At 42.8% G+C, this 22,694-nt stretch carries 31 protein-coding genes; 28 read left to right on the top strand and 3 right to left on the bottom strand.

Features of this window, described 5'->3' with window-relative positions; genetic code table 11:
- Window positions 1-630 precede the first annotated feature (630 nt).
- From H7968_RS00155 to H7968_RS00115, 9 genes are all read left to right on the top strand, one after another.
- Window positions 631-2,079 (top strand): tetratricopeptide repeat protein, encoded by a 1,449-nt coding sequence (locus H7968_RS00155; protein ID WP_227394235.1) that lies wholly within the window; start codon window positions 631-633, stop codon window positions 2,077-2,079.
- A 94-nt stretch (window positions 2,080-2,173) separates the two neighbouring features.
- On the top strand, window positions 2,174-3,124 hold the full coding sequence (gene trxB / locus H7968_RS00150; RefSeq protein WP_134375841.1) for a thioredoxin-disulfide reductase: 951 nt from the start codon (window positions 2,174-2,176) through the stop codon (window positions 3,122-3,124).
- Between the two features lie 352 nt (window positions 3,125-3,476).
- Complete coding sequence (locus H7968_RS00145) at window positions 3,477-3,935, top strand: NUDIX hydrolase (RefSeq protein ID WP_134375843.1); 459 nt, start codon at window positions 3,477-3,479, stop codon at window positions 3,933-3,935.
- Between the two features lie 14 nt (window positions 3,936-3,949).
- Window positions 3,950-4,834, top strand: coding sequence for an RNase adapter RapZ (rapZ, locus tag H7968_RS00140; RefSeq protein WP_227394234.1), 885 nt, complete (start codon window positions 3,950-3,952; stop codon window positions 4,832-4,834).
- Window positions 4,831-5,814: a gluconeogenesis factor YvcK family protein gene (locus H7968_RS00135; protein ID WP_227394233.1), complete on the top strand. Its 984-nt coding sequence runs from the start codon at window positions 4,831-4,833 to the stop codon at window positions 5,812-5,814. The genes rapZ and H7968_RS00135 overlap by 4 nt, the downstream gene beginning before the upstream one ends.
- A gap of 29 nt (window positions 5,815-5,843) precedes the next feature.
- Window positions 5,844-6,794 carry a DNA-binding protein WhiA gene (gene whiA / locus H7968_RS00130; RefSeq protein ID WP_227394232.1) on the top strand — a complete coding sequence of 317 codons (951 nt, stop codon included), beginning with the start codon at window positions 5,844-5,846 and terminating at the stop codon, window positions 6,792-6,794.
- Window positions 6,795-6,809: 15 nt separating this feature from the next.
- Complete coding sequence (locus H7968_RS00125; RefSeq protein WP_227394231.1) at window positions 6,810-7,067, top strand: HPr family phosphocarrier protein; 258 nt, start codon at window positions 6,810-6,812, stop codon at window positions 7,065-7,067.
- A 467-nt stretch (window positions 7,068-7,534) separates the two neighbouring features.
- Window positions 7,535-8,257 carry an SDR family NAD(P)-dependent oxidoreductase gene (locus tag H7968_RS00120; RefSeq protein WP_319799470.1) on the top strand — a complete coding sequence of 241 codons (723 nt, stop codon included), beginning with the start codon at window positions 7,535-7,537 and terminating at the stop codon, window positions 8,255-8,257.
- A complete protein-coding gene (locus H7968_RS00115; RefSeq protein WP_227394229.1) occupies window positions 8,254-9,738 on the top strand; it encodes a class I adenylate-forming enzyme family protein in 1,485 nt (494 codons plus the stop codon). Before H7968_RS00120 ends, H7968_RS00115 begins: the two co-directional genes overlap by 4 nt.
- 166 nt (window positions 9,739-9,904) lie before the next feature.
- Here H7968_RS00115 and H7968_RS00110 read toward each other — a convergent pair whose 3' ends face one another.
- Genes H7968_RS00110 through H7968_RS00100 form a run of 3 tightly spaced genes read right to left on the bottom strand, consistent with a single transcriptional unit; the run spans window position 9,905 to window position 11,862 of the window.
- Complete coding sequence (locus H7968_RS00110) at window positions 9,905-11,017, bottom strand: site-specific integrase (protein ID WP_227394228.1); 1,113 nt, start codon at window positions 11,015-11,017, stop codon at window positions 9,905-9,907.
- Between the two features lie 47 nt (window positions 11,018-11,064).
- A complete protein-coding gene (locus tag H7968_RS00105; RefSeq protein WP_227394227.1) occupies window positions 11,065-11,517 on the bottom strand; it encodes an ImmA/IrrE family metallo-endopeptidase in 453 nt (150 codons plus the stop codon).
- A gap of 9 nt (window positions 11,518-11,526) precedes the next feature.
- Window positions 11,527-11,862 carry a helix-turn-helix domain-containing protein gene (locus H7968_RS00100; RefSeq protein ID WP_227394226.1) on the bottom strand — a complete coding sequence of 112 codons (336 nt, stop codon included), beginning with the start codon at window positions 11,860-11,862 and terminating at the stop codon, window positions 11,527-11,529.
- A gap of 179 nt (window positions 11,863-12,041) precedes the next feature.
- Here H7968_RS00100 and H7968_RS00095 point away from each other — a divergent pair, with 179 nt between their 5' ends.
- The 19 genes from H7968_RS00095 to H7968_RS00005 form a co-directional block, all read left to right on the top strand.
- A complete protein-coding gene (locus H7968_RS00095; RefSeq protein WP_227394225.1) occupies window positions 12,042-12,317 on the top strand; it encodes a helix-turn-helix domain-containing protein in 276 nt (91 codons plus the stop codon).
- 29 nt (window positions 12,318-12,346) lie between these two features.
- Complete coding sequence (locus tag H7968_RS00090) at window positions 12,347-12,682, top strand: DUF771 domain-containing protein (RefSeq protein WP_227394224.1); 336 nt, start codon at window positions 12,347-12,349, stop codon at window positions 12,680-12,682.
- Window positions 12,683-12,838, top strand: a complete 156-nt coding sequence (locus H7968_RS00085; protein WP_227394223.1) for a DUF6906 family protein — start codon at window positions 12,683-12,685, stop codon at window positions 12,836-12,838.
- A gap of 214 nt (window positions 12,839-13,052) precedes the next feature.
- Complete coding sequence (locus H7968_RS00080; RefSeq protein WP_227394222.1) at window positions 13,053-13,259, top strand: hypothetical protein; 207 nt, start codon at window positions 13,053-13,055, stop codon at window positions 13,257-13,259.
- Between the two features lie 194 nt (window positions 13,260-13,453).
- Window positions 13,454-13,702, top strand: a complete 249-nt coding sequence (locus tag H7968_RS00075; protein ID WP_227394221.1) for a hypothetical protein — start codon at window positions 13,454-13,456, stop codon at window positions 13,700-13,702.
- A 116-nt stretch (window positions 13,703-13,818) separates the two neighbouring features.
- Entirely contained in the window at window positions 13,819-14,550 is a 732-nt protein-coding gene (locus tag H7968_RS00070; RefSeq protein ID WP_227394220.1) for a phage antirepressor KilAC domain-containing protein, read from the top strand.
- Complete coding sequence (locus H7968_RS00065; RefSeq protein ID WP_227394219.1) at window positions 14,547-15,347, top strand: DnaD domain-containing protein; 801 nt, start codon at window positions 14,547-14,549, stop codon at window positions 15,345-15,347. The genes H7968_RS00070 and H7968_RS00065 overlap by 4 nt, the downstream gene beginning before the upstream one ends.
- A complete protein-coding gene (locus H7968_RS00060) occupies window positions 15,340-15,687 on the top strand; it encodes a replicative helicase loader/inhibitor (protein ID WP_227394218.1) in 348 nt (115 codons plus the stop codon). Before H7968_RS00065 ends, H7968_RS00060 begins: the two co-directional genes overlap by 8 nt.
- Complete coding sequence (dnaB, locus tag H7968_RS00055; RefSeq protein ID WP_227394217.1) at window positions 15,684-17,024, top strand: replicative DNA helicase; 1,341 nt, start codon at window positions 15,684-15,686, stop codon at window positions 17,022-17,024. Before H7968_RS00060 ends, dnaB begins: the two co-directional genes overlap by 4 nt.
- Window positions 17,014-17,301 (top strand): hypothetical protein, encoded by a 288-nt coding sequence (locus tag H7968_RS00050; protein WP_227394216.1) that lies wholly within the window; start codon window positions 17,014-17,016, stop codon window positions 17,299-17,301. Before dnaB ends, H7968_RS00050 begins: the two co-directional genes overlap by 11 nt.
- Complete coding sequence (locus tag H7968_RS00045; RefSeq protein ID WP_227394215.1) at window positions 17,261-17,782, top strand: Holliday junction resolvase RecU; 522 nt, start codon at window positions 17,261-17,263, stop codon at window positions 17,780-17,782. Before H7968_RS00050 ends, H7968_RS00045 begins: the two co-directional genes overlap by 41 nt.
- Window positions 17,779-18,579, top strand: a complete 801-nt coding sequence (locus H7968_RS00040; protein ID WP_227394214.1) for a DNA adenine methylase — start codon at window positions 17,779-17,781, stop codon at window positions 18,577-18,579. The genes H7968_RS00045 and H7968_RS00040 overlap by 4 nt, the downstream gene beginning before the upstream one ends.
- 20 nt (window positions 18,580-18,599) lie before the next feature.
- Window positions 18,600-19,016, top strand: a complete 417-nt coding sequence (locus tag H7968_RS00035) for a replication terminator protein (RefSeq protein WP_227394213.1) — start codon at window positions 18,600-18,602, stop codon at window positions 19,014-19,016.
- 28 nt (window positions 19,017-19,044) lie between these two features.
- Complete coding sequence (locus tag H7968_RS00030; RefSeq protein WP_227394212.1) at window positions 19,045-19,752, top strand: hypothetical protein; 708 nt, start codon at window positions 19,045-19,047, stop codon at window positions 19,750-19,752.
- 311 nt (window positions 19,753-20,063) lie between these two features.
- Window positions 20,064-20,300, top strand: coding sequence for a hypothetical protein (locus tag H7968_RS00025; RefSeq protein ID WP_227394211.1), 237 nt, complete (start codon window positions 20,064-20,066; stop codon window positions 20,298-20,300).
- A gap of 144 nt (window positions 20,301-20,444) precedes the next feature.
- Window positions 20,445-20,990: a hypothetical protein gene (locus H7968_RS00020; protein WP_227394210.1), complete on the top strand. Its 546-nt coding sequence runs from the start codon at window positions 20,445-20,447 to the stop codon at window positions 20,988-20,990.
- Between the two features lie 58 nt (window positions 20,991-21,048).
- A complete protein-coding gene (locus H7968_RS00015; RefSeq protein ID WP_227394209.1) occupies window positions 21,049-21,858 on the top strand; it encodes a DNA adenine methylase in 810 nt (269 codons plus the stop codon).
- Between the two features lie 47 nt (window positions 21,859-21,905).
- Complete coding sequence (locus H7968_RS00010; protein ID WP_227394208.1) at window positions 21,906-22,091, top strand: hypothetical protein; 186 nt, start codon at window positions 21,906-21,908, stop codon at window positions 22,089-22,091.
- 43 nt (window positions 22,092-22,134) lie between these two features.
- Window positions 22,135-22,694, top strand: a 560-nt coding sequence (locus H7968_RS00005; RefSeq protein ID WP_227394207.1) for a DNA cytosine methyltransferase, incomplete at its 3' end; no start/stop codon positions are given.

Raw genomic sequence — 22,694 nt, 5'->3', positions numbered from 1 at the left:
CCTTTGATATGTCCTCCTTGCTTTTGTTTTTTTAGGGAAAATAAGAAAAGCGGACAAGGGGGGATCATCCATCTTTTTCTGAGGGAGAGCATGAGTTCTCAGAACGACTTGACAGTATTATAGTGATTCATAGTGACGGTTACGAAATCTTTTATTTTACGAAAAGGTTGTATGTTCTTTTGCCAGGAAGAATCGAACAGTATGCCGCGGAGTCAGCGTAAGTTGGAAATGCAAGTATTTCCGCGTCTAATTAGGGGTGTGTGGTTTGATGGAATTAAATTCGGAAGTGAAGGAATTGTATGGTCGAAGTGAATGAATATTGGAAAGTTATGAAGGGATAAAAGGTGTGTGGAATTGCTTTGAAGGAATTAAATTCCAGAAAGAAGGGAACGATTTTTAGAAAGAAGGATATAAAATCTGAAACGAATGAATAAGTGGAGGTTAAGAAGTAATCCTGATCGCAGCGCCGTCCCCGCACCCTTATCTTCACCAGCTCTTCACTCCACACGCCTTATGCTAACTCTATTCCGCCGTTCTCTCACTTTTACAAGATGACAAAATCAATCACCTTTAAAACCTCCCGTCAATATGTTAAAATTGATAAGTTAATACAACGTACGGAGGCTATACATGAAAAAAGGATCGGATCATCAAAAAGGACAACTTGTTCCATTTACACAATCAAGTGAAACGCTGTATAAAAAGGGCATGGCCGTGTATCAGAAGGGACAATTTGATAAGGCAATCAAATATTTAGGTAAGGCGGCTGAGCTTGAGCCAGATGAACCGATGATCCCGCTTCAGATCGCCATGATTGAGACGGAACTTGGTGAGTTTCAGCAATCGAATGAGCGGCTTAAGTCGATCGAAGCGGTCGATCCGACCATGACGGAAGTGCATTATTTGATGGCGAATAATTTTGCGCACCTTGGCTTGTTCCAGGAAGCGTACCGTCATGTAAATGTTTACTTGTCTGAGGAACCTGATGGTGAATTTACGGAAGATGCAGAGGATTTGCTTGAACTTCTGGCACTAGAGGATGAAGAAGGCTTTGATGAGGAATTTGAGCAGGATGAACTGATTGTCCATCAGGAGAAGGCTGGTAAGTATCTTGCTGAAGGAAAGTTTGAGCAGGCGGTAGAGCTTCTGGAAAGTGTTGTGGAACGTTTTCCAGACTACTGGTCAGCATACAATAATCTTGCACTGGCTTATTTCTATCAGGGTGAAACGGAGCAGGCATCAGCTATATTAACAGAGGTACTTCACCGGAATCCTGGTAATCTGCATGCTTTATGTAATCTTGCGGTATTTTATCATTATGAAGAGCGGACGAAAGAGCTTGAAGAATTAATGGATGCACTTGAGCGGATCCGTCCGTTTATGGTGGAGCATCGATTCAAGCTTGGGGCTACGTTTGCGCTTGTCGGGCGTCATGAACAGGCTTACGGGTGGCTGAAAAGTCTTGTGAAACGGGGTTTTGAAGGGGACAGCGGCTTTTATTACTGGCTGTCACATTCGGCGTGGCATTCAGGTCATAAGGATGTTGCGGAAAATGCATGGAAGCGTGTGATCAGTGATCAGCCTGATAAAGCAGGTCAGGAGCCGTGGGCATTAAAACCCTATGCCGATAATGAAGAAACACTTGAAGATTTATACCCTGAAGAGCGTATGTTCTTATTGTTTAAGGAGGTACAGTCTTCCATCAACATCCTTGAACAAGAACCACCCGAATTTTTCACAGGTGTGGAACTTCAATACTATAGACTTTTACAAAACCCCTATATTCAGACTCATCCGCTTAATCGGGCACATGATGTTGCGAGGGAACTGAAGCGTCATTATGACCTTCAAAATAAGGATTATCAAGGCCTGTTTTATATGTGGTTTTATATTATGTATCATGCAGCGGAGGATGATTATGCGTTCAAAAATGCACAGGCACTCGCTGCTGCTGTTGAATATGTGTGGTTGAAGGTTAAAGGTAACCCGAAATCTCAAAAAGAAGTAGCGATGAAGTATGATGTCTCCGCTGCTGCTCTGGCGAAATATCGCGATGAAATCAAACCGTATCTTCCATAAGCAGATTAGTGGATTTTTAAATTTGACTGGATTACGATGAGGTAGGACTATATTAAACAAACTCTTTATTTGAACGAAAAAGGAGTGTCATGTCATGACAGAAGAAAAAATTTATGACGTTGTGATTATTGGTGCAGGACCGGCTGGAATGACAGCTGCGGTCTATACGTCACGTGCGAATCTATCTACTTTAATGCTTGAGCGGGGAGTACCTGGCGGGCAGATGGCGAATACAGAAGATGTTGAGAACTATCCGGGATTTGATCACATTCTTGGACCGGACTTATCAAATAAAATGTTTGAGCACGCAAAGAAATTTGGTGCTGAATATGCCTATGGTGATGTAAAGGGCATTGAGGACGGCAAGGAATATAAGACGATTAAAGCCGGCAAAAAAGAATACAAAGCGCGTGCTATTCTGATCACAACAGGTGCTGAGTATAAAAAGCTTGGCGTACCAGGTGAAAAAGAGCTTGGCGGACGCGGTGTATCGTATTGTGCCGTTTGTGACGGAGCTTTCTTCAAAGGGAAAGACCTTGTTGTAGTAGGTGGAGGAGACTCTGCGGTTGAAGAGGGCGTTTACCTCACACGCTTTGCAAACAAGGTAACAATCGTTCACCGCCGTGATGAGCTTCGCGCTCAGAAGATTCTTCAGCAGCGTGCGTTTGATAACGAGAAAATTGATTTCATCTGGAATTCAACTGTGAAGGAAATCAATGAAGAGAACGGTAAGGTTGGTTCTGTTACGCTTATGTCTACAGAAGACGGAACAGAAACTGAGTTCAAGGCAGACGGAGCTTTCATTTATATTGGAATGGTTCCTCTGACAAAGCCTTTCGCAGATCTTGGCATTCTGAATGATGAAGGCTATATTCAAACAGATGAGCTGATGCGTACAAATGTACCGGGCATTTTTGCAGCAGGGGATGTGCGTGATAAAACGCTTCGTCAGATTGTTACTGCAACGGGAGACGGAAGTGTGGCTTCACAGGCAATCCAGCATTACGTTGAAGAACTTGCTGAAACGTTAAAAGTCGGGTCTTAAGAGATAAACAAAACTTTATCTAAACGTTACCCATTTGTAACAGCTATGCAACAATTTGTGGGTATAGTAAGACCATAAGTAATTGACCCCCTTTTAGTATAAATTACTTTTTTGGCACGAACGGATCGACGTTCGTGCCCTTTTTTTGTTTAAGTAACGCGTTGTAAACGAATAAATGCACCTGACATCTCGATGTTAGATGCATAAAAATCTGACTTCATTCCTTTTAATATAAAGAAACGGTTCTATTAAATGTGAATAAAAATACAATATGATACAGACCGATCTCGTTGTGACGGTTCATAAAAAAATGTATAATGTAATGAATGAGCAAAAGTTGGCAGGTGATGATATGCAAAGGATAACGAATTGCGTTTATATAAAAGACAATCAGGCTCTGCTGCTTCAGAAGCCGCGCAGGGACTGGTGGGTGGCACCGGGTGGAAAGATGGAGCCTGGTGAGTCTGTACGGGATGCCTGCATTCGTGAATATCGCGAAGAGACGGGCATTTACGTAAAGAACCCTGAAATTAAAGGGATTTTCACGTTTATTATAAAAGATGGCAATGAAGTCGTATCGGAATGGATGATGTTCACGTTTCTTGCGACAGAGGCTGACGGTTTGATTTTAGAGGAATCACCGGAAGGCATTCTGGAGTGGCAGCCGTTTGAAGCGATTCAGTCGCTTGATATGGCGGAGGGTGACCGTCACATTCTGGAGTATGTGATTCACGGCCAGGGTGTTATCTATGGAACATTTACGTATACAAAGGATTTTGAATTGCTTTCTTACCGTTTGGATCCTAGCTGAGGGGGAGTGCTGATATGTCAAAGGATATGGAAATCGTCATTATTACCGGAATGTCGGGCGCAGGGAAAACAGTAGCCGTACAAAGCTTTGAAGACCTCGGCTTTTTCTGTGTGGACAACCTGCCGCCAACGCTGCTGCCGAAATTTCTGGAGCTGATGAAAGAGTCCGGGGATAAGATGAACCGGGTGGCAGTCGTGATGGATTTAAGAGGCCGTGAATTTTTTGATTCACTGTTTCAAGCGCTTGATCAGTTTGACAAAGAAGAGCAGTTGAAGCCGCGTATTCTCTTTTTGGATGCGGATGATCAGGCACTGGTCCGCCGCTATAAGGAAACGCGCCGCTCTCACCCACTGGCAACAGCCGGGCTTCCAATGGAAGGGATTCAACAGGAACGAAAGCTGCTGGCAGATCTCAAAGGACGGGCCCAGACGATTTATAATACATCTTCTCTGAAGCCGCGTGAGCTGAGAGAGAAGATTCTGAATGAGTTCTCTGAAAATAAAAAGTCATTATTCACTGTCAATGTGATGTCATTTGGATTTAAGCACGGCATTCCGATTGATGCGGATCTTGTCTTTGATGTCCGCTTTTTGCCAAACCCGCATTACATTGACCATATGCGTCCGCAGACAGGACTTGATGAAGAGGTTTCAACCTATGTACTGAAGTGGACGGAGACGCAGAAATTCCTGGAGAAAACCATTGATCTGCTGCAATTTATGCTGCCTCACTATAAACGGGAAGGCAAAAGTCAGCTTGTGATTGCGATCGGCTGTACAGGCGGCCAGCACCGTTCCGTTGCTTTAACAGAGGAAGTGGCACGTGCATTTGCAAAGGATTACCATACACAGATCACACACCGTGATATTGAGAAACGAAATAAAGGAAAAGTAAAATGAAAACAAAGCGTTACCAAAAAGGAAATGTTGTTGTCATCGGAGGAGGAACGGGTCTATCTGTTCTTTTGCGCGGACTGAAGCAGTATCCTGTTAATTTGACGGCTATTGTGACCGTCGCAGATGATGGAGGCAGCTCAGGGAGGATCCGTTCTGACCTGAACATCCCTCCTCCGGGCGATATCAGAAATGTGCTCGCAGCCTTATCTGATGTTGAGCCGCTTGTTGAAGAAATGTTCCAGTACCGCTTTGCGAGTAAAAACGAACTTGGCGGGCATTCACTCGGGAATCTGATTATTGCAGCGATGACCTCCATCACTGGAGACTTTGCCAATGGGATTGAAGAGATGAGTAAGGTGCTGAATGTGCGCGGACGGGTACTGCCTTCAGCCAACCAGAGTCTGCTTTTATCAGCGGAAATGGAAGATGGTACCGTAATCAGGGGAGAATCGAAAATTCCTTTCAGCGGAAAGAAAATCCGCCGTGTTTATTTAACACCGGAACACGTGAAGGCGTTGCCTCAGGCAGTCGAAGCGATCGAAGAGGCTGATATGATCATTATTGGTCCAGGCTCCTTATACACCAGTATCCTGCCGAATCTCCTCGTGAAGGAAATTGGAGAAGCTGTCATCAATAGTGCTGTGCCAAAGGTATATATTTGCAACCTGATGACACAGGCTGGCGAAACGCTGCATTATACAGCGTCCAATCATATAGAAGCTTTGTACGATCACATGGGGGAACGGTTTATCGATTACATTCTTGTGAATAATGAAGATGTACCGGAGGAGATCCGCTCACTTTATGACAAAGAAATGGCGGAACCCGTAAAGTTTGATGTCGAGAGACTTCGTGCACTCGGTTTAAACGTGGTCTATGATAAAATTATCATGAATAAAAATGGACTGATCCGTCATGATACGGATCGGGTTGCAGAAATTATTGTCCGCTTAATTGCTGAAACGAAAAATCAGCTCGCATAAGGACTTGGCTATAGAGAGGCGGGAACAAAATGTCTTTTGCGTCAGAAACAAAAAAAGAATTAACGCAAATTGAAGCAAATGATTGCTGTTCAAAAGCCGAACTTTCCGCGCTAATCAGAATGAATGGCTCGCTGTCATTTTCAAACAGAGCACTGATTGTCAATATCCAGACTGAAAATGCAGCGATCGCCCGAAGAATTTATACCCTGATTAAAAAAAGCTACACCATTCAGGTAGAATTGCTTGTGCGAAAGAAAATGAGGCTCAAAAAGAATAACGTATATATTGTAAGAATTGCTGAACAGGCGAAAGAGATCCTGGAGGATTTAAATATACTTGGAGAAGGCTTCAGTCTCAATCACACCATTTCCCCATCCGTCATCGGCAAAAAATGCTGTCAACGGGCTTATCTCCGTGGAGCGTTTCTGGCTGGCGGATCCGTCAATAATCCGGAGACATCCTCTTATCATCTGGAGATCTTTACGCTTTATGAGGAGCATAATGAATCACTCTCCAAACTGATGAATCAATTCGGATTAAACAGTAAAACGATCGAACGGAAAAAAGGATTTATTACTTACCTGAAAGAAGCAGAAAAAATCACTGAATTTTTCAGTCTGATCGGTGCTCATCAGGCACTTCTGAGATTCGAAGATGTACGGATTGTCCGGGATATGAGAAATTCCGTTAACCGGCTGGTAAATTGTGAAACGGCCAATTTAAATAAAACAATCGGTGCAGCTCTCCGCCAGGTGGAAAATATCCGCTTTATCGAACGGCATGCAGGACTTGGCATTCTGCCGGACAAGCTGCGTGAAATCGCTGAGCTGCGCGTTGCCTACCAGGACGTCACGCTGAAGGAACTGGGCGAAATGGTCTCAGGTGGTACGGTCAGTAAATCAGGCATTAACCACCGATTAAGAAAGATTGATGAAATCGCAGAAAAACTGCGTAAAGGTGAAATGGCAGGGACTAAATAAAGAGGGGGCAATTTAATGAAAAAACAGGAAGTAACAGTAGGATTAAAAACAGGACTGCAGGCGAGGCCTGCTGCCCTGTTTGTACAGGAAGCAACAAAATTTCAGTCAGATGTATTTATTGAAAAGGATGGCAAAAAGGTCAACGCAAAAAGCATCATGGGCCTCATGAGTCTGGCACTCGGAACAGGTACAAGCTTTGTGTTAATCACAGAAGGACCTGATGAAGACGCAGCACTGCAAACGCTTGCATCGTATGTGGAAGAAGAGAAGTAAATGAGGTGAACCCCCGCGCTTAGGAGTGCGGGGGTTTTTTATGTGATGTTCGGAAAGTGCGACGGCGGGATGGAAGCGGGTCGACAGAAAGGAAGTTAGCGACCTAAGAACAGAAAGTGGCGTGTGATCGACATGAATCTTTAATGTAACGACAGAAGTTGAGTGGCTAATGACAATTTGATGTTAAAGCGTTGGATTAGCGACGTAAATGGGAAGAAGATCGACATAAATGGATGAGTTAGCGACAGAAAGTGATGGCCTTTCGACATGAGTGAGACTCTATGAAAGATAAATGTTAAGGGATTTGCAGGCTTTTTGCAGTGGATTGCCGAATATAGCCGTTACCATAGATGTAAAAGCAGGTGACAATGTTTGTGTTTGACTATCATTTTTCCGAGAAGGTCATGTTTCCTCATAGACCTATACATAAAAAGAAATTACGAAGCCATTTAAAAGGAAAAACGGTTGTGATCACTGGAGCGAGTTCCGGGATTGGCGAACAGACAGCCACTCTTTTTGCGGGGGCGGAGGTACATCTTATTTTAATTGCCAGACGTGAAGCCAAACTTCAAGCCATCAAAAAGGATTTAATGACAACAGGGGCACACGTGACAATCATGGCTGCGGATTTAAGAGTTGACGCTGAGTTGAATAAGGTCACACACGAACTTTTGCAGCTTGAGCGGCTTGACGTGCTGATCAGTAATGCCGGTTTGTCGATTAACCGGTCGCTTGAAGCATCACAGGATCGCTTCCATGACTTTACCCGGACGATGGCAATTAATTATTTCACGCCGGTGAAGCTCGTGTTGGAGCTGATGCCGCTGTTGGCAAAATCAAACGGACATATCATAAATGTTTCTACCATAAATGCGATCCTGTCTCCTTTATCGGGTTGGGCAGCATATCAATCCTCCAAAGGGGCCTTTGATACCTGGTTCAGATCTTCAGAAATAGAATTGAATAGACTGGGCATCCGGACGTCGACAGCCTATTTTCCTCTAGTCAGAACACCGATGATAGAGCCGACTGTCTCCTACCGGAATACGCCCGCCATGCATGCTGAGCACGCAGCTGAAATCATTGGCAGCCTCATCATTCGCAATAAAAAAATATACAAGCCGTGGTGGGTCCTTTCCGGTCAGTTTGCTTCGGTATTTATTCGGCAGTGGGGGAGGCATGGAGCATGAACGTGATCAGACTGTTGTTTCCTGCAGGGTGGTTTTATTTATTGGTGTCTGTTATAAATCATGGGGTCAATCTGCTCGCACTGTTATCCTTTTCGGCAAAACGATTTAAACAAAAGACTGCGTTGATCCATCATGGCATCGAAATTTCATACCTGAAGCTCTATCGTGATTCACTGGCCCTAAGCCATGTATTGAACGGACATTATCAGATCACAAAGGGTAAAAAAGTTGCTTTAATAGGAAGAAATTCAAATGAGATGGCGAAGTCCATTTTTGCCGTTTCAGGTACTGGAGCGGATTTGTATTTATTGCATGCTGATGCGGGTGAGAAACAGCTGCACCAATATATTCGAGAGCATGCTTTTGACCTTGTTTTATACGATTCTTCTGTTGTAAATGTGAATAGTGGGACGAGCCTTGAGTTATCAGTGATTGAGGATTTGATTGTAGAATCAGATGTGAATCGGGAAAATCCGCACTCAGCTGCGGGCAGGATCATCCTTCTCACAGGTGGCACAACAGGAAGACCGAAGAAGATCACCCATCAGCCATCCATTATTAATTTCCTGCCACCGTTTTTTACGATGATCAAACGGCTCAAAATACTTAACTATAAAACGGCATACATTCCGACGCCGTTATATCACGGTTATGGATTTGCTATATTACTATTGTTTATCGCGCTCGGGAAAAAGATCGTGTTAGGCAGCAGATTCGACGCACAGGAAGCCTGTAAATTGATACGGAAATACGAGGTTGATTTTATGCCGGCCGTGCCATTGATTATTGAACGACTGATAAACGAGGACGCGGAGGCTTTGCGGTCATTGTGCTGTATTGCTTCGGGAAGTTCGGAGTTAAAACCGCATTTGGCTGAAGAAGTTTTAAATCGTTTAGGACCGGTTTTGTATAATCTGTACGGAACATCTGAAGCGGGATTGAATCTGATTGCCACTCCGGACGATCTTAAATATTCAAGCAAAACAATTGGCCGTGCGATTCCGGGAACGAGTATTAAAGTAGTGGGTGAGAATCAAGATGAAGTGTTAGCTGGAGAATCAGGACAGATATTAATAAAAAATAAATGGTCCATGAAGTCTGCGGATGAATGGATCAAAACGGGTGACATAGGCTACGTTGATCATAACGGCTATTATTTTTTGTATGGGCGAACAGACGACATGATCGTGTCAGGCGGGATTAACGTTTATCCTCAAGAATTAACAAGCATGTTGGAGCAGCACCCATCTGTTTTAAAATCAGAGGTAACCGGCATTGCCGATCATGAATTTGGTCAACGTTTAGCGGCCTGGATAATATTGAAGCAGGATGCAGTGTTGACTGATCAGGAGCTAATGGAGTGGCTCAGGAAAAGGGTTGCCCGTTACCAGATGCCTAAAGGGATTATGATAGTTGAGGAATTTCCGTATACGCCGATTGGGAAGGTGGACAGGGCGGCATTAAAGAAAATCCTTTCATAAAAAAATCGCTTATCTCATTGGATAAGCGATCAGCTGTTATGTACGCCCTCGAAGGGATTCTTTTTAAGTTTAAAAAATGCTATTAAATAGGGTTTTAATAAAATTTAGTGTAGCGCAATGTGTAGTAAAAGTGTTTTATCTATGTTTATCAATGATAAAGTAATACTCATTGCGCTATCATTGTCATTTGGTCTAAAACTTGTCGTGTCTTTGTTTTTTCTTTTTTCTCCATCTCTTTTAAAACATGAGCATAAGTTTGTAATGTCACTGTCGTATCTTTGTGTCCAGCGCGTTCTGAGACGTATTGGACGTTTATGTCATTGTATAGCAAGATAGATATGTGAGTATGTCGTAATCCGTGTACAGTTATAACTGGTTCGATATTTAATTTGATTAATGCCTTTTTTAAAATCTTGTTTGGAGATGCATTGGAAAATGTCCCCGACTTGGTTCTGGGATTAAAAAATACCATTCCATCAAGAGAAGTAACAGAATTCTTGAACAGTTCATCTTTAAATAGTTTCATCGTCCATTCATCCATTTCGAGATCACGCTGCTCACTTTTTAAAGGACCGAAACCTTCGGCCCCTTTATAATCCAACGTCCGCCTTACTTTTATGATATTATCTTTAAAGTCAAAGTCCGATTTTTTTAGACCTAAAAGTTCTCCATACCTCATGCCTGTTTGTAAGCCTAAGATCAACAAATAATACAGCGGGCTCCTAGATCTGTTCGAATGGAGATAATGCAAAAGCTTCTGGGCGTCAGAGAAATTTAAAAACTTATCTTCAGCAGCTTTGGCTTTAACCATTGCATTAATTTCTACACCACGAGTGAAGTCAGTCCTGATGATTCCCTCATCGACAGCTTCTTTAACGCAAGCACGAATATGAGTATTGACTTTACGTACAGATTCTCGACTATGATCTTTGCCAAAATTATTTAAGAATCTTTGGTATCTCCGTTTATTGATATCCTGTATCTTAGTTCTGCCAAATTCTCTTAAGATGATGTTATGAGTAGTCAAATACCTTCTTTTTGTAGCTGTAGCTCGATTTGATTTGTAATCAAGGAACCAACGTTCGAAGTAGTCAGCAAAAACTTCAGGAGTATAAGACTCCTGTATACCCTCAGCAAGATCGAGCTCTACTTTTGCCGCGGCAAGCCGTGCTTCCTTTTCCCCTCTGAATCCGCCTTTACGGATCGGCGAATACTTACCATCAATGTATCTGCTCACAGTGTATTGCCAGGTCTTTCCCCTTTTTGTGATACTGGCCATTTGTTTTCCTCACCTCCCCATATTAATTAAAATAATCCAGTAAAAAGTTAAAATTTTTTATGTATATTTAAAGGCTCAAATTCAATGGTATAACCTTTGTATTCAACTGATAGCCCGTACTTTTCGATATATGCTTTGAGGACTCGATCTACATGTCCAGGTTCCAATTCAAAGTGATCACACAACTCTTCACAAGTAAGGATGTTCATTTGATAGCACTCAATTAAGTGATCAAAAGACAGTACTTTGTGATAGCCCCATCGCCTTGCTACAATTTCAGCTTTCATGTGACGTATATCGTTAAGGTTTAAAATATCTCCCTCAGTCGTTACATAGTGTCCGATTTCTTCTGCTAATATAAAATACTTTGCTGGTAAGGAAATGTTTTTATTTATCGATATAAAGTTGTTCACGATAAAGCCAGGTAGTTTGTCCGGCATTCTTGGATCTTCTTTAACGATAAGTTCAGGGTACTCATCTAATAATTTTTCATATCTCAATGACATCAGTCACTTTCGTTGGTTTTTGATAAATTCTATATAAGATTTGATATTTTCAAGTTCTTCCTCAGTTACATCATCATCAATATGAGCAGCTATAACGTTGATTTTAGAATTACGTGCGTATTCTCCAACACCAAGGATCTCATCCATAGAAACTCCGTAGGTTGCAACGATTCCTTTAATAGCACTTACTTTAGGTTCAATTAAATCTTTTTCCCATTTAGAGACCATACCTTTTGTAATTGACATGTTCATTTTATTGTTTATACGATTAGCAAACTCTTCTTGTGAAAGTTTTCTCTCGGTTCTTATTTTCTTTATGACAGCGCCGATAGAGTGCAATTGCTTTTCCTCCTTAAGGAATATCGATTAATGTTAATCAAATTATAAACAAATGTTTCTTATTTGACAACATTTTATTTAAAAAAGGGAATAAAAGTAGTTGACTATGAAACTTACGGGTGGTAATCTACCCTTAAGAGTTTCACAAATGAAACCTTCTGAGAGGAGGTGAATGATGGATGACAGCTAAAAAGCGACATCATGAGCCTTACAGTAAACTGAAACTCTACCTGAAGGACATTGGCGTCACACAGGCTGAATTGGCTGCAAGAGTGGGTATTGACCGCATTAATTTGAATAAAAAAATTAATGGTCATGGCCCGGATTTTTCTGCTTCTGAGATAAGGAGAATCTGTTTGGAGTTAAATATCAGTTCTGATGCCTTTTTTATTGACCACAAAGTTTCATATTTGAAACTTTCTGATCAAAAGGAGTTAGCAGGGTCTGGCGGATAAACTCCGCCAGAACTATAGGAGGTGAGATTGTGAATCAGCAATTTGAAGTTCAAGTATCGATAGCAGTCCCTGAACACTTAGTCATTATTGAAAAAGTCGAACTGAAAAGACTAAAGGATCAGGAGCTCAAAGGTCAGTGGTGGTCCATGAAAGATTTGGAGGATCGCACTGGCAAAAAATCTTACTGGATTAAAGAAAACATCTTGGCAAAACCGAAGTACAGAAAAATGTTGGATGTTAAATACGGAGGGTTTGTTTATTATCCGGAAGTTAAAGGCGAAACCTATGCTTTCCATGCTTTGAAAATGGCTGACTTTTTGGATAAGTATTTCGCTGAAATTTATATGAGAGCGGGTGGTGAGTAAGTGAAATCAGGTAAACGTCCAACCAGAGCGGAGCGGCAGCACATGCTTGATCATGGTTGCAATCCAAACAACTGGCTTGTATCTAAAAAAGCACAAGGAGTTATGCTGCTGATCCACCGCTTTACTAATCAAACGAAAGAGATCCCTATGAACTGAGGTGAATGTCAATGATCCGTACCGTCACTAACTGCTTAAAGAAAATAAAACTGATTGAACTATCGAAGCCGCGGAAACACTTTGTTTTCCTGAATCAAAAGCGAACTGAATTATTGGAAGTGAAAAGATCACCGCGCTATTACCGCCGGATGGTCAGGTTGACAAATTATAAGGCTGCTCTTAATGAGCTTTACAGAGGATTGGAGGATGCACCATGCCAATAGGTGTTGGAGGTCCACAACCAAAAGAGGGATATGACTATATCTCAAATAGTGAAGCAGGGGCAGCTGTGGCAGAGGGAAAAGAAGTCCAGTTTATGCAAAACGGAAAATGGGTGACGATCATCCCGATCTTTCACAATATTTATCTGCTTCAAACCGCCAGTGGATTCAGGGTTAAGAAAGGAGCGGCTGATCAATGAGTGTATTGGGGATCGCCTTTATCATCTTTTCACTTTACAGTTTTGGCTTGCTAGTCTGGATCTATTATTCGGATAAGGAGGCCAGCCAAGATGATCAATAAATTAAAGAGAGTGGTTAATGAGAGGGTTTGGAACCGCATGAGCGTTCAGGAGCGGTTGATCTATTTGAAACATTTTAAGGGGGTAAAAACAAAATGAAAACACAACAAGTAACGGTTTGGAAAGTTACACCTGAAACGAATCATAATCAGTCGATGTTGGTGATCACACAAAGCGATAACTGGGACGATGCACTATTGTTGGCTCAGCAGGTTGTGCCATTTGAATTCCGAAAAATCGAGAGAGCTCAATACGCTCATTATGCACCAGAGGCAATTGAAGAGCAGCCTATCATCGAGCTAAATGAATTCAATGGTGATGAATTAGAACAGCAAAATAAATGAGCCCACCAGGTGCAACTGGAAGGCTCAGGGGTTATCTGCATATCAAATCTGTCAAGAACATGGTAGCAGATAACCCGCATGATTGACAACTTTAATTTCGCGGGAGGTACTTCTGCATGAATGAATTAATTAAGACCATTCGCAACGAAAACGATGAAATACTCATCAGTGCAAGGGAACTGCATGAATTTTTAGAAGTCGAGACACCCTTTAGAATTTGGTTTCCTAGAATGACTGAATATGGATTCGTTGAGCAAGTCGACTATACCCCGTACTTTTTTGTACACCCTTTAAATCATCAAGAGACAAAGGACTATCACTTAAAACTGGATATGGCGAAAGAGATCTCGATGATCCAGCGAAATGAAAAAGGGAAAGAAGCCCGCCAATATTTTTTGAAACTTGAAAAACTTTGGAATAGTCCTGAAGCAACGATGAAAAGAGCTCTGCAGATCGCAGATAAAAACTATAAGGCATTAGAGGCAAAGATGCTGATTGATCAACCAAAAGTGTTGTTTGCTGATGCGGTATCAGCTTCTCACACCAGTATTTTGATCGGGGACCTCGCCAAGCTATTGAAACAGAATGGATACGATACCGGTCAAAACAGGTTATTCAAACAGCTGAGGGATGAAGGGTACCTGATCAAGAAAAAAGGAGCCAGTTTCAACAGTCCAACGCAGCGAGCAATGGATATGGATCTTTTTCAAATAAAGGAGACCACGATTACACATTCAGATGGGTTTGTCAGTGTGAATATGACTACCAAAGTCACTGGAAAAGGACAACAGTATTTTATCAATAAGTTTTTGGGCAGACTGCCGGCCCAACTGGGGGATCCGTTATGACAAAACTATTAATTTACGAAGCACCTCTGCAGGTTCTTCCCACCCTAGCTGTAAAACTCGGATTAAACGAGGCCATTTTTACACAGCAGCTCCATTATTGGCTACAGCACAGCAACAATGAGCGGGACGGTCATAAGTGGGTTTATAAAAAGATCGATGAATGGCATCAGGAATTTCCTTTCTGGTCTGCCAGCACGGTCAAGCGCGTCATCAAGAATCTTGAAAACAAAGGTGTGCTAATCACTTCCGATCAGTACAACAAAATGAAGATTGATAAGACCAAATGGTACCGGATTGATTATCAAAAATTGAATGATCTTACGAGAGACCAAATTGACCTATCGACAGGTCAAAATGACCTCTCCACGGGTCAATCTGACCTGTGCAATAACCATAAGATTACTTCATTAGATTCTAATAATAATAATGGGCAGGCTGAGCCTGTTGAAAACCAACACCAAAAACCAAAACAGGAATTGCTGAATCCGCTCACTTTTTACGAAAAAAACATAGGAAAGGCTTCTCCTCACATCATGCAGGAGTTGTTGTATTGGGGTGATGATCTTACTCCGCAGCTAGTCATAGAGGCAAGTAAGCGAGCGGTCGAAGCTAACAAAAGATCATGGGGCTATATCAAAAGCATTTTACTTGAATGGTCAGATCGGAATGTCCAAACGCTTGATGATGTAAAGGCTTTGGATGTTGAGTTTAAAAACAGCCGCTCCACTGTAGCTGCCGGGTACAGAGCTCAGCCAAAGAAAAGACCGGGAGAGGAGGACTTGAATCTCGATGACTAAAAGAGAAGTGTTGGACCTTTTTAATGCCATCGCCAGTGTGTACCCGGCATTCGGCTGGGATCAGGTCAAGCTGGATCAGTGGCACCGGTTGCTGAAGGATCAGGATTTTGAATCGACACAACAGGCGTTGGATAGTTACATGTTGGATAACCGCTTTCCCCCGACGATCGCTGATATTAGAGTCAAACCATCCGGAGCGAGCTTGAATGTCCCTGATCTTGCGGAGACGAAAGAGTATATCAACAAAAAACTTGCAGAAGGTTCAGAGGCAGCTACCGGTAATCACCCGGCTCGTCAAACAGCACTTGAGGAAATCAAAAGGGGGCTAGGTATTCGATGACAACATACGCAGAGGGTTTGGAACTTTACAGCAAGGAAGCGGAAGACGATCTGATTAGTGCCTGCCTGCAGGATCCGCGGCTTCTGGATGAACTGGAGATCAAAGCAGAACACATTTATCAAACGAGGGTTCGCGTGCTGTTACATACGATGACGGCAATGAGAGAAGATAATCAGCCGATTGATCTTTCAACGGTCGCTGACAGGCTATCTCGTGAAGGGAAGCTTGAATCTGTTGGAAAGGTATCAGGGCTGACAGAGCTCATGTATTTTAACCCTACCACATCAATCGAGAACCTGAAGTTCAAAGAAAAGCTGGTCCGGGAGAAATTTCAGTATAGACAGCTGATTCAGGCTGCCGATCAACTCCGGCGAGTGGCACTTGAACAAAGGGATTTATCAGAGGTACAGGAGATCACCAGCCGGCTAACGGACATTGAGTCGAATAAAGACAATAAGCGTGAGTCGATTAAAGATGTGCTGTTAAAGGTCTTTGACAACATCGAATCCCGCTCCAATCGTTTAGAGGAAGTCACGGGGATCCGGACAGGCTTTACGGACGTAGACCGTATCTTAAACGGACTGCATAACTCAGAGTTAACGATTATTGCTGCTCGTCCATCGATGGGGAAAACAGCTTTTGCGCTGAATATGGGGTTGGGAATCACAAATTGCAATCAAGCCATCCCTGTTGTTTATTCACTCGAGACAAAAAATGAAAGCCTGGTAGAAAGACAGATTACCTCTACTGGCCGGATTGATGCCCAGAGATTGAGAGCGGGTCATATCAATGACGATGAGTGGAAACGACTTAGTCACGCGATGGGTGAGCTTGCAAGCAAAGATATGTATTACCACGACCTATCGCACTGTACACCATCTTACATCCGATCCGATGTTAAGGCACTGAAACGTGAGCACTCGGGCCGCGATATTGTGGTCATCATCGATCACCTGCAGCTGATGAAGTCAGATAAAAAGGAACCGAATCGAAACGCTGAAGTCGGGACGATTACCCGGGACTTGAAAATGATTGCGAAAGAACTGGACATCCCAATTGTGTTGTTATCGCAGTTATCCCGCGCTGTGGAATCAAGACAGGATAAGCGTCCGATGATGAGTGATCTCCGGGACTCCGGCGAAACGGAGCAGAATGCTGACAATGTGGCGTTCCTTTACCGGGATGACTATTACAATGCTGACAGCGAATCACAGGGCGTTGTGGAGCTGATCATCGGCAAACAGCGTAATGGACCGGTCGGCACCGTCTGTCTGGCTTTCAGAAAAGAAATCAATAAGTTCCAGACACTCGAAAGAAGATTAGAACATGCAAATTAACCAACTGTTTCAAAGGGCTATGAAAAATGACGTGAAGAGCATCGCGCTCATGATTGATTTTGTCATGAATGACCGAAAGTGGGTAAAACCGAATCAATCTGAAACAGCATTAAAAAAATATCTGTTACCAGGTCACATTAATTTGATGGCTGAAATGGTGATTGAATATAAGCACTTCCGAAGAAAGGATCCGGAGTGGATTTTATATGACATGTTCAAGGGAGAAGGTGAGACCAATGAAATCATGGAGTCACTCGAACAGAGGGAAGACGCTTGAGTTATACATTGACCACGCAAACGCCATGTATCACCAGCGCGGGCAGGCAATCGTGATCCGGCAGCACCCAGAGGTTAAGGTGACCCGGGTAGACGGAAAACGAATCTTGAGCGGGTTTTACAAGGAAAAAGGCGCACCGGATTATATCGGCTTAATCGATCAGTTGCCGGTATGCTTCGACGCTAAAGAAACCAACAGCAAGACTAGCTTCCCGCTCAAAAACATCAAAGCTCATCAGATCAAGTATCTGAGTGAGTGGGACAAACAGGGTGGAATGAGCTTCCTGATCATTTATTTTTCAGCCCTAAAAGAAGTGTACCTGTTCCCTTACAAAGCATTGCAGACATCGCTGAATGAAGCGGCTGTCTCAGGGGTCAAGAGCATTCCTTATAAAGTCATTCAAGAGTGGGGGCACCTGATCAAGTCTGGAGATAAGATCACACTGGATTGGTTATCAACTGCATGGGAGGCGAGAGAATGAAACGGATCTTGAATTATCCAGGAAGCAAATGGAGCATGGCCAATTGGATTATTGATCATATGCCAGATCATGAAGTGTATCTCGAACCTTTCTTTGGATCCGGAGCGGTCTTCTTTAATAAGCAACCAGTGAAGATTGAAACAATTAATGATCTTGATAGTAGAATCGTGAATTTATTCAAAGTCATTCGTGATCATCCTGAAGAGCTTGCCAGATTAATAAGTTACACTCCGCTCTCCCGTGAAGAATATAAAGGCAGTTATGAAACAAATCCGGATCCACTAGAAGATGCTCGACGATTCCTAGTTAGGTGCTGGATGGCCATTGGCGCTAAAACTTCAGACATAACAGGGTGGCGCTCTTCGATATCGCCGAATAGCCCAAATAACGCTAAACAATGGTCTTCCTTACCTGGAAACATTATGACCATCACTGACAGGTTAAAAGATGCTCAGATCGAAAATCAGGATGCGCTCGATTTAATTCAACGCTATAACCGAGAAAATGTATTGATTTATGCTGATCCACCATACGTGCGGTCTACACGAACGAACCGTCATTACGCACATGAAATGGATGAGTCTGGACATGCAGCCTTAATTGAAGTGTTACTCGACCATCAAGGTCCGGTGATTCTATCAGGCTATGAAAATGATCTTTACGCAAGGTACTTAAGTGAGTGGCACCTTGAGGAGAGGATCGTATCTGCAGAAGCAGGTGCAAAGAAAAAAGAATCATTATGGATCAATCCGATTGCTGCTAATCAATTAAAGAGAATTAATTTATTTCAAATGTGAATCATTTAGGAGGCTGAATAATGAGTACAAAAATCGATTTTAATTCTTTCGCGGATGGCGCGGCGGCTGAAAAGCTAAACAGAGAGATTCAGAGGGTCCTTGAAAATATCGATGATCCAAATACAGATCATAAAGCCAAGCGGACTGTCACACTCACGCTGTCTATGACGGCCGATGAGAAACGCGAACTTGTGAGTACGGATGTACAGGTCAAAAGCAAGCTGGCTCCTGCCAAGTCAGTCGGATCCACGCTGATCCTCGGACATGATAAAGGTAAAGTCATCGGCGCAGAGCTCAAGTCCGGTATTAAAGGGCAGACATACTTCAATGATGCTGGTGACCTGGCTGACGATAAAGGCAATGTGATTCAAGGGTATGAAGAACCGCAGGAAGAGAATGTTGTTGACTTCCGCGCTCAGAAAAAGCAATCAAAATAAAACTATAACCCTACTGGAGGAATGAAAAATGTTAAAAGAAGCAATGGAGTTTATTATCAGCAAGGCAGGCCACAAGGTATCGGAACATAATGGACAGGTTTACTCAACGGAGCGTATGCATCTGATTAAACGCCCGAAAGCCGCTCCGCTTGTGATCAATACGTTAAAAGGGGTCGTCGACTATATTGACGAGAATGTGGACAGAGAGTCTAACCTAATCATCCATATTAAAAACCCAGAGGAAGTGGAGATCCTGAAGCAACTGAACGATGACCGTGAACGTGAAGTGCTCATCAGCTCTGTAGCATGGCTGCCTGAATTTACGTTTGATCGCTTTTATGACTCTGAGACATTCAACATTAAGCTGCAGTCTTGCTTTGTACAAAACGAAGAGCGGGACCTTGCTTTAAAGGTGGTCGGCAATATCAAGCAGGAGGCGGTCAAGACGGTCGGGGATGACGGTGTAAGTCAAAGCGTTGTAGCAAAGACAGGCGTTTCAACGGTTGAAAATGTAAAAGTGCCTAACCCGATCACCCTCGCACCTCGCCGGACATTTGTGGAAATCGAGCAGCCAGAGAGCAAGTTTATCTTTCGCATGAAGGATGGCCCAACGTGCGCACTTTTTGAAGCTGATGGCGGGGCATGGAAACACGAAGCCATGAAGAACATCCGTGAATACCTGGAGGAAGAGCTCAAAGGGACAATGGATGATGGTGGAGTCATGATCATTTCATGATTACATGGAGCGGGGCGCAGTGGTTGCGCCTCTCTCTTATAAGTTTTTAAGGGAATAAATTCTTTATATAGAGAAAGCAGGAAAGTGAAAAATGAAATGTATCGACTGTCAATGTGACATGACAAAGGTAGACGACATTAAAAGAACTTACTACACGAAGATAAAGTACAGATGCAGCGGCTGCCGCTCTAAGGGATCGATGGTTTATAACGTGGAAAGGGAACTGATCGACTTTAAGTGGAAAGCCGCTCTTGAGCAAAAAGGATTACAGCGGATCTGATACAAGATGTGTCGTAAAGGGGAGTGATCTCGTGCAAATATATTTGAATAAGAAAATGCAAATGGCTTTGGTTATGATGCTAGGTGATGCAGAAGGATTTCTATCAGGTGGAGATTGGGGAATGTTAGCAAGTGCTAAAAATCAAGAACACATTAACGCTTTGTCAGATGGTGTTCAGCAGCTGACAGAAAAGCTTGAAGAGAACGGAATCTCACTCGAATCTACTGGACTACAAAAGGCAATGGATGAAAGAGAACCAATCATATAATGTTTCAATAAACATCCCGAACAGAATGCGCCTTGGCAGAATGAGAACTGGATCAAAGCAGAGGGCTTTCTAAATGAAGATGCCCAAGTTATTCACTTAGGATAATAAATCTCAGAATACAAAATAAAATTAGGAGGTTGTACTATGGATAAAAATTATGAGCAGGTTGAACTTTTCTTAGGATACACTATTGAAAAAGCTGTAAATGAATTGCTTAGTTACAGAGATAGAGGTAGATTAGTATCCGGTGATTTCAACGGTGTTACATTATATTCAGATACAGTAACGATGGATTCAGCCTACAAAGAAATAACTGGTAAGAGTAAAGCAGAGTTTGACAGAGCACAAGAAGAGTGGAAACAAGATCGTGAAAGACAGGAGAAAGAACATAAAGAAAAAATCCCTGAACTATCAGCAATTTGGATGAAAAAAGGAAGGGAAGTTTTATCCTCTGATAACTGGGACTACTGGGATCAAATTGTTCCTATTAGATTAAACGACTTATATCGAGGTATGGAATTAGGAGCTTGCTTGGATATAGTTAGTATCTTAAATAATCATGGTACGCTTGACGAAGCAAAGGAGAAAATCGAAAGTCAAGATCACTCAGGAATGTCATTTGGATTAGTTTGCAGCATGGTAAGAGAGTTTTCAGAAAGAGGAAATGAGTTCGTGGAGTATGTAAGGTAGTAGTTTTAAGTAATAGAGTATCTGACACAAGAAACGTCGAAGGGAGGAGGGATCCGGAATGGCAACTGTATCACCATTGATCTGGTTCGGTGGAAAAGGTAAGCAGGCTGAATATATCATCAGCAAAATGCCAGCACACAAGGTTTATATTGAGCCGTTTGGTGGGGCTGCTCATGTGATCTCGCAAAAGAGCAGAACGAATCATGAAGTGTATAACGACATTGACGGTATCGTGGTCAATTTCATCTTACAGTCTATCGAAAACACTGAAGCATTAATTCAGAAAGTGGCTGCGCTTCCGTATAGCCGGGAGCTATATGACAAGTACCGGCGTGAAGAAATGCCTCGAGATCCTCTTGAGCAAGCGGTCAGATTCTTTTATTTAAATCGCTCAGCTATTTCTAAAGGCAATTCAGAGGAAGTGCCAAAGACGGGATGGCGACACAGTACCAGCTCGAGTCAAAACCCGGCAATGGGATACGTGAATGCCTGCGAAAAGATCAGGTCTTTCGCTAAGAGAATGCAGGGTGTCATGATCGAGCGCACAGACTTCAGAACAATAATTGAAAAATATGATTCACCTGAAGCGTTGTTTTATATTGATCCTCCATACATTGGCCGGGAGAAGTTTTATGCCGGCGGATTTACATTAAGCGATCATCGGGACTTGGCAATGCTGCTATCGAAGGTTTCAGGGAAAGTCATCATTTCATACTATGACGATCCACTGATCGATGAACTATATGGAACCTGGAACATTGAAAGGCATGGTGCATTCAAGCAAGCGGTTGGCGGTCAAAATGTAGGCGGTCCGGCCGAGGAACTATTAATCATGAATTTTGAAACCAAGCAGCTGTCACTATTCTGATGGCTGCACATTCCGAAAAACAAGCGAAATAAAGGAGAGTTGAAAATATGTTCATTTTGAAATTTGCTAATTCAGATTGCTGGATTGCACCTTGGGAGGGTGATCCAGGACGTACGCTTGTCAGAGGAAGCGCAAAGGAATTTAAGAGTAAATCACAGGCTAAGAGCTTTGCTGATAAGACAATAAAAGAAAACAACTTTAGAAATTTTTCTTTAGTTATTGAGCCTAAATAAATCGCATTCCGAACATTCCACGTCGAAGAGAGGAGCCTGATACATGCAGTTGGATTTATTTAGAGAAATCATAGTAGACAACTTTGCAGGAGGTGGCGGTGCCAGTACGGGGATTGAGATGGCTACAGGGTTAAATGTCGATGTAGCAATTAATCACGATCCGGCCGCCATTGCCATGCACAAGGCTAATCACCCGCATACCGAACATTATTGTGAGTCAGTATGGGATGTTGATCCAGTTGAGGTGGTGAAGGGGAGGAAGGTCGGCTTGTGCTGGCTCTCTCCTGATTGCAAACACTTTTCTAAAGCGAAGGGCGGAAAGCCTGTTGATAAGACAATCAGAGGGCTTGCTTGGGTGGCGCTCAGGTGGGCGGCCACCGTCAAGCCAAGAGTCATCATTTTGGAAAACGTAGAAGAGTTTAAAACGTGGGGACCACTTAAAGATGGTAAGCCAGATCCAGATCGAAAAGGATACACATTCAAATCATTCGTGAAACAGTTTAGGAAACACGGATATGAAATCGCCTGGAAAGAACTTCGGGCCTGTGACTTTGGCGCGCCTACCACTCGGAAAAGGTTATTTCTAATTGCCAGATGTGATGG

This window comes from Jeotgalibacillus aurantiacus (genome assembly GCF_020595125.1).
Lineage (GTDB): Bacteria > Bacillota > Bacilli > Bacillales > Jeotgalibacillaceae > Jeotgalibacillus > Jeotgalibacillus aurantiacus.
This window is presented reverse-complemented; position numbering and strand designations above follow the sequence as displayed.

Coding starts and splice junctions, on each gene's coding strand:
- H7968_RS00155 (WP_227394235.1), top strand. CDS start 631: ATGAAAAAAGGATCGGATCATCAAAAAGGACAACTTGTTCCATTTACA.
- trxB (WP_134375841.1), top strand. CDS start 2,174: ATGACAGAAGAAAAAATTTATGACGTTGTGATTATTGGTGCAGGACCG.
- H7968_RS00145 (WP_134375843.1), top strand. CDS start 3,477: ATGCAAAGGATAACGAATTGCGTTTATATAAAAGACAATCAGGCTCTG.
- rapZ (WP_227394234.1), top strand. CDS start 3,950: ATGTCAAAGGATATGGAAATCGTCATTATTACCGGAATGTCGGGCGCA.
- H7968_RS00135 (WP_227394233.1), top strand. CDS start 4,831: ATGAAAACAAAGCGTTACCAAAAAGGAAATGTTGTTGTCATCGGAGGA.
- whiA (WP_227394232.1), top strand. CDS start 5,844: ATGTCTTTTGCGTCAGAAACAAAAAAAGAATTAACGCAAATTGAAGCA.
- H7968_RS00125 (WP_227394231.1), top strand. CDS start 6,810: ATGAAAAAACAGGAAGTAACAGTAGGATTAAAAACAGGACTGCAGGCG.
- H7968_RS00115 (WP_227394229.1), top strand. CDS start 8,254: ATGAACGTGATCAGACTGTTGTTTCCTGCAGGGTGGTTTTATTTATTG.
- H7968_RS00110 (WP_227394228.1), bottom strand. CDS start 11,017: ATGGCCAGTATCACAAAAAGGGGAAAGACCTGGCAATACACTGTGAGC.
- H7968_RS00095 (WP_227394225.1), top strand. CDS start 12,042: ATGACAGCTAAAAAGCGACATCATGAGCCTTACAGTAAACTGAAACTC.
- H7968_RS00080 (WP_227394222.1), top strand. CDS start 13,053: ATGCCAATAGGTGTTGGAGGTCCACAACCAAAAGAGGGATATGACTAT.
- H7968_RS00075 (WP_227394221.1), top strand. CDS start 13,454: ATGAAAACACAACAAGTAACGGTTTGGAAAGTTACACCTGAAACGAAT.
- H7968_RS00070 (WP_227394220.1), top strand. CDS start 13,819: ATGAATGAATTAATTAAGACCATTCGCAACGAAAACGATGAAATACTC.
- H7968_RS00065 (WP_227394219.1), top strand. CDS start 14,547: ATGACAAAACTATTAATTTACGAAGCACCTCTGCAGGTTCTTCCCACC.
- H7968_RS00060 (WP_227394218.1), top strand. CDS start 15,340: ATGACTAAAAGAGAAGTGTTGGACCTTTTTAATGCCATCGCCAGTGTG.
- dnaB (WP_227394217.1), top strand. CDS start 15,684: ATGACAACATACGCAGAGGGTTTGGAACTTTACAGCAAGGAAGCGGAA.
- H7968_RS00050 (WP_227394216.1), top strand. CDS start 17,014: ATGCAAATTAACCAACTGTTTCAAAGGGCTATGAAAAATGACGTGAAG.
- H7968_RS00045 (WP_227394215.1), top strand. CDS start 17,261: ATGAAATCATGGAGTCACTCGAACAGAGGGAAGACGCTTGAGTTATAC.
- H7968_RS00040 (WP_227394214.1), top strand. CDS start 17,779: ATGAAACGGATCTTGAATTATCCAGGAAGCAAATGGAGCATGGCCAAT.
- H7968_RS00035 (WP_227394213.1), top strand. CDS start 18,600: ATGAGTACAAAAATCGATTTTAATTCTTTCGCGGATGGCGCGGCGGCT.
- H7968_RS00030 (WP_227394212.1), top strand. CDS start 19,045: ATGTTAAAAGAAGCAATGGAGTTTATTATCAGCAAGGCAGGCCACAAG.
- H7968_RS00020 (WP_227394210.1), top strand. CDS start 20,445: ATGGATAAAAATTATGAGCAGGTTGAACTTTTCTTAGGATACACTATT.
- H7968_RS00015 (WP_227394209.1), top strand. CDS start 21,049: ATGGCAACTGTATCACCATTGATCTGGTTCGGTGGAAAAGGTAAGCAG.
- H7968_RS00010 (WP_227394208.1), top strand. CDS start 21,906: ATGTTCATTTTGAAATTTGCTAATTCAGATTGCTGGATTGCACCTTGG.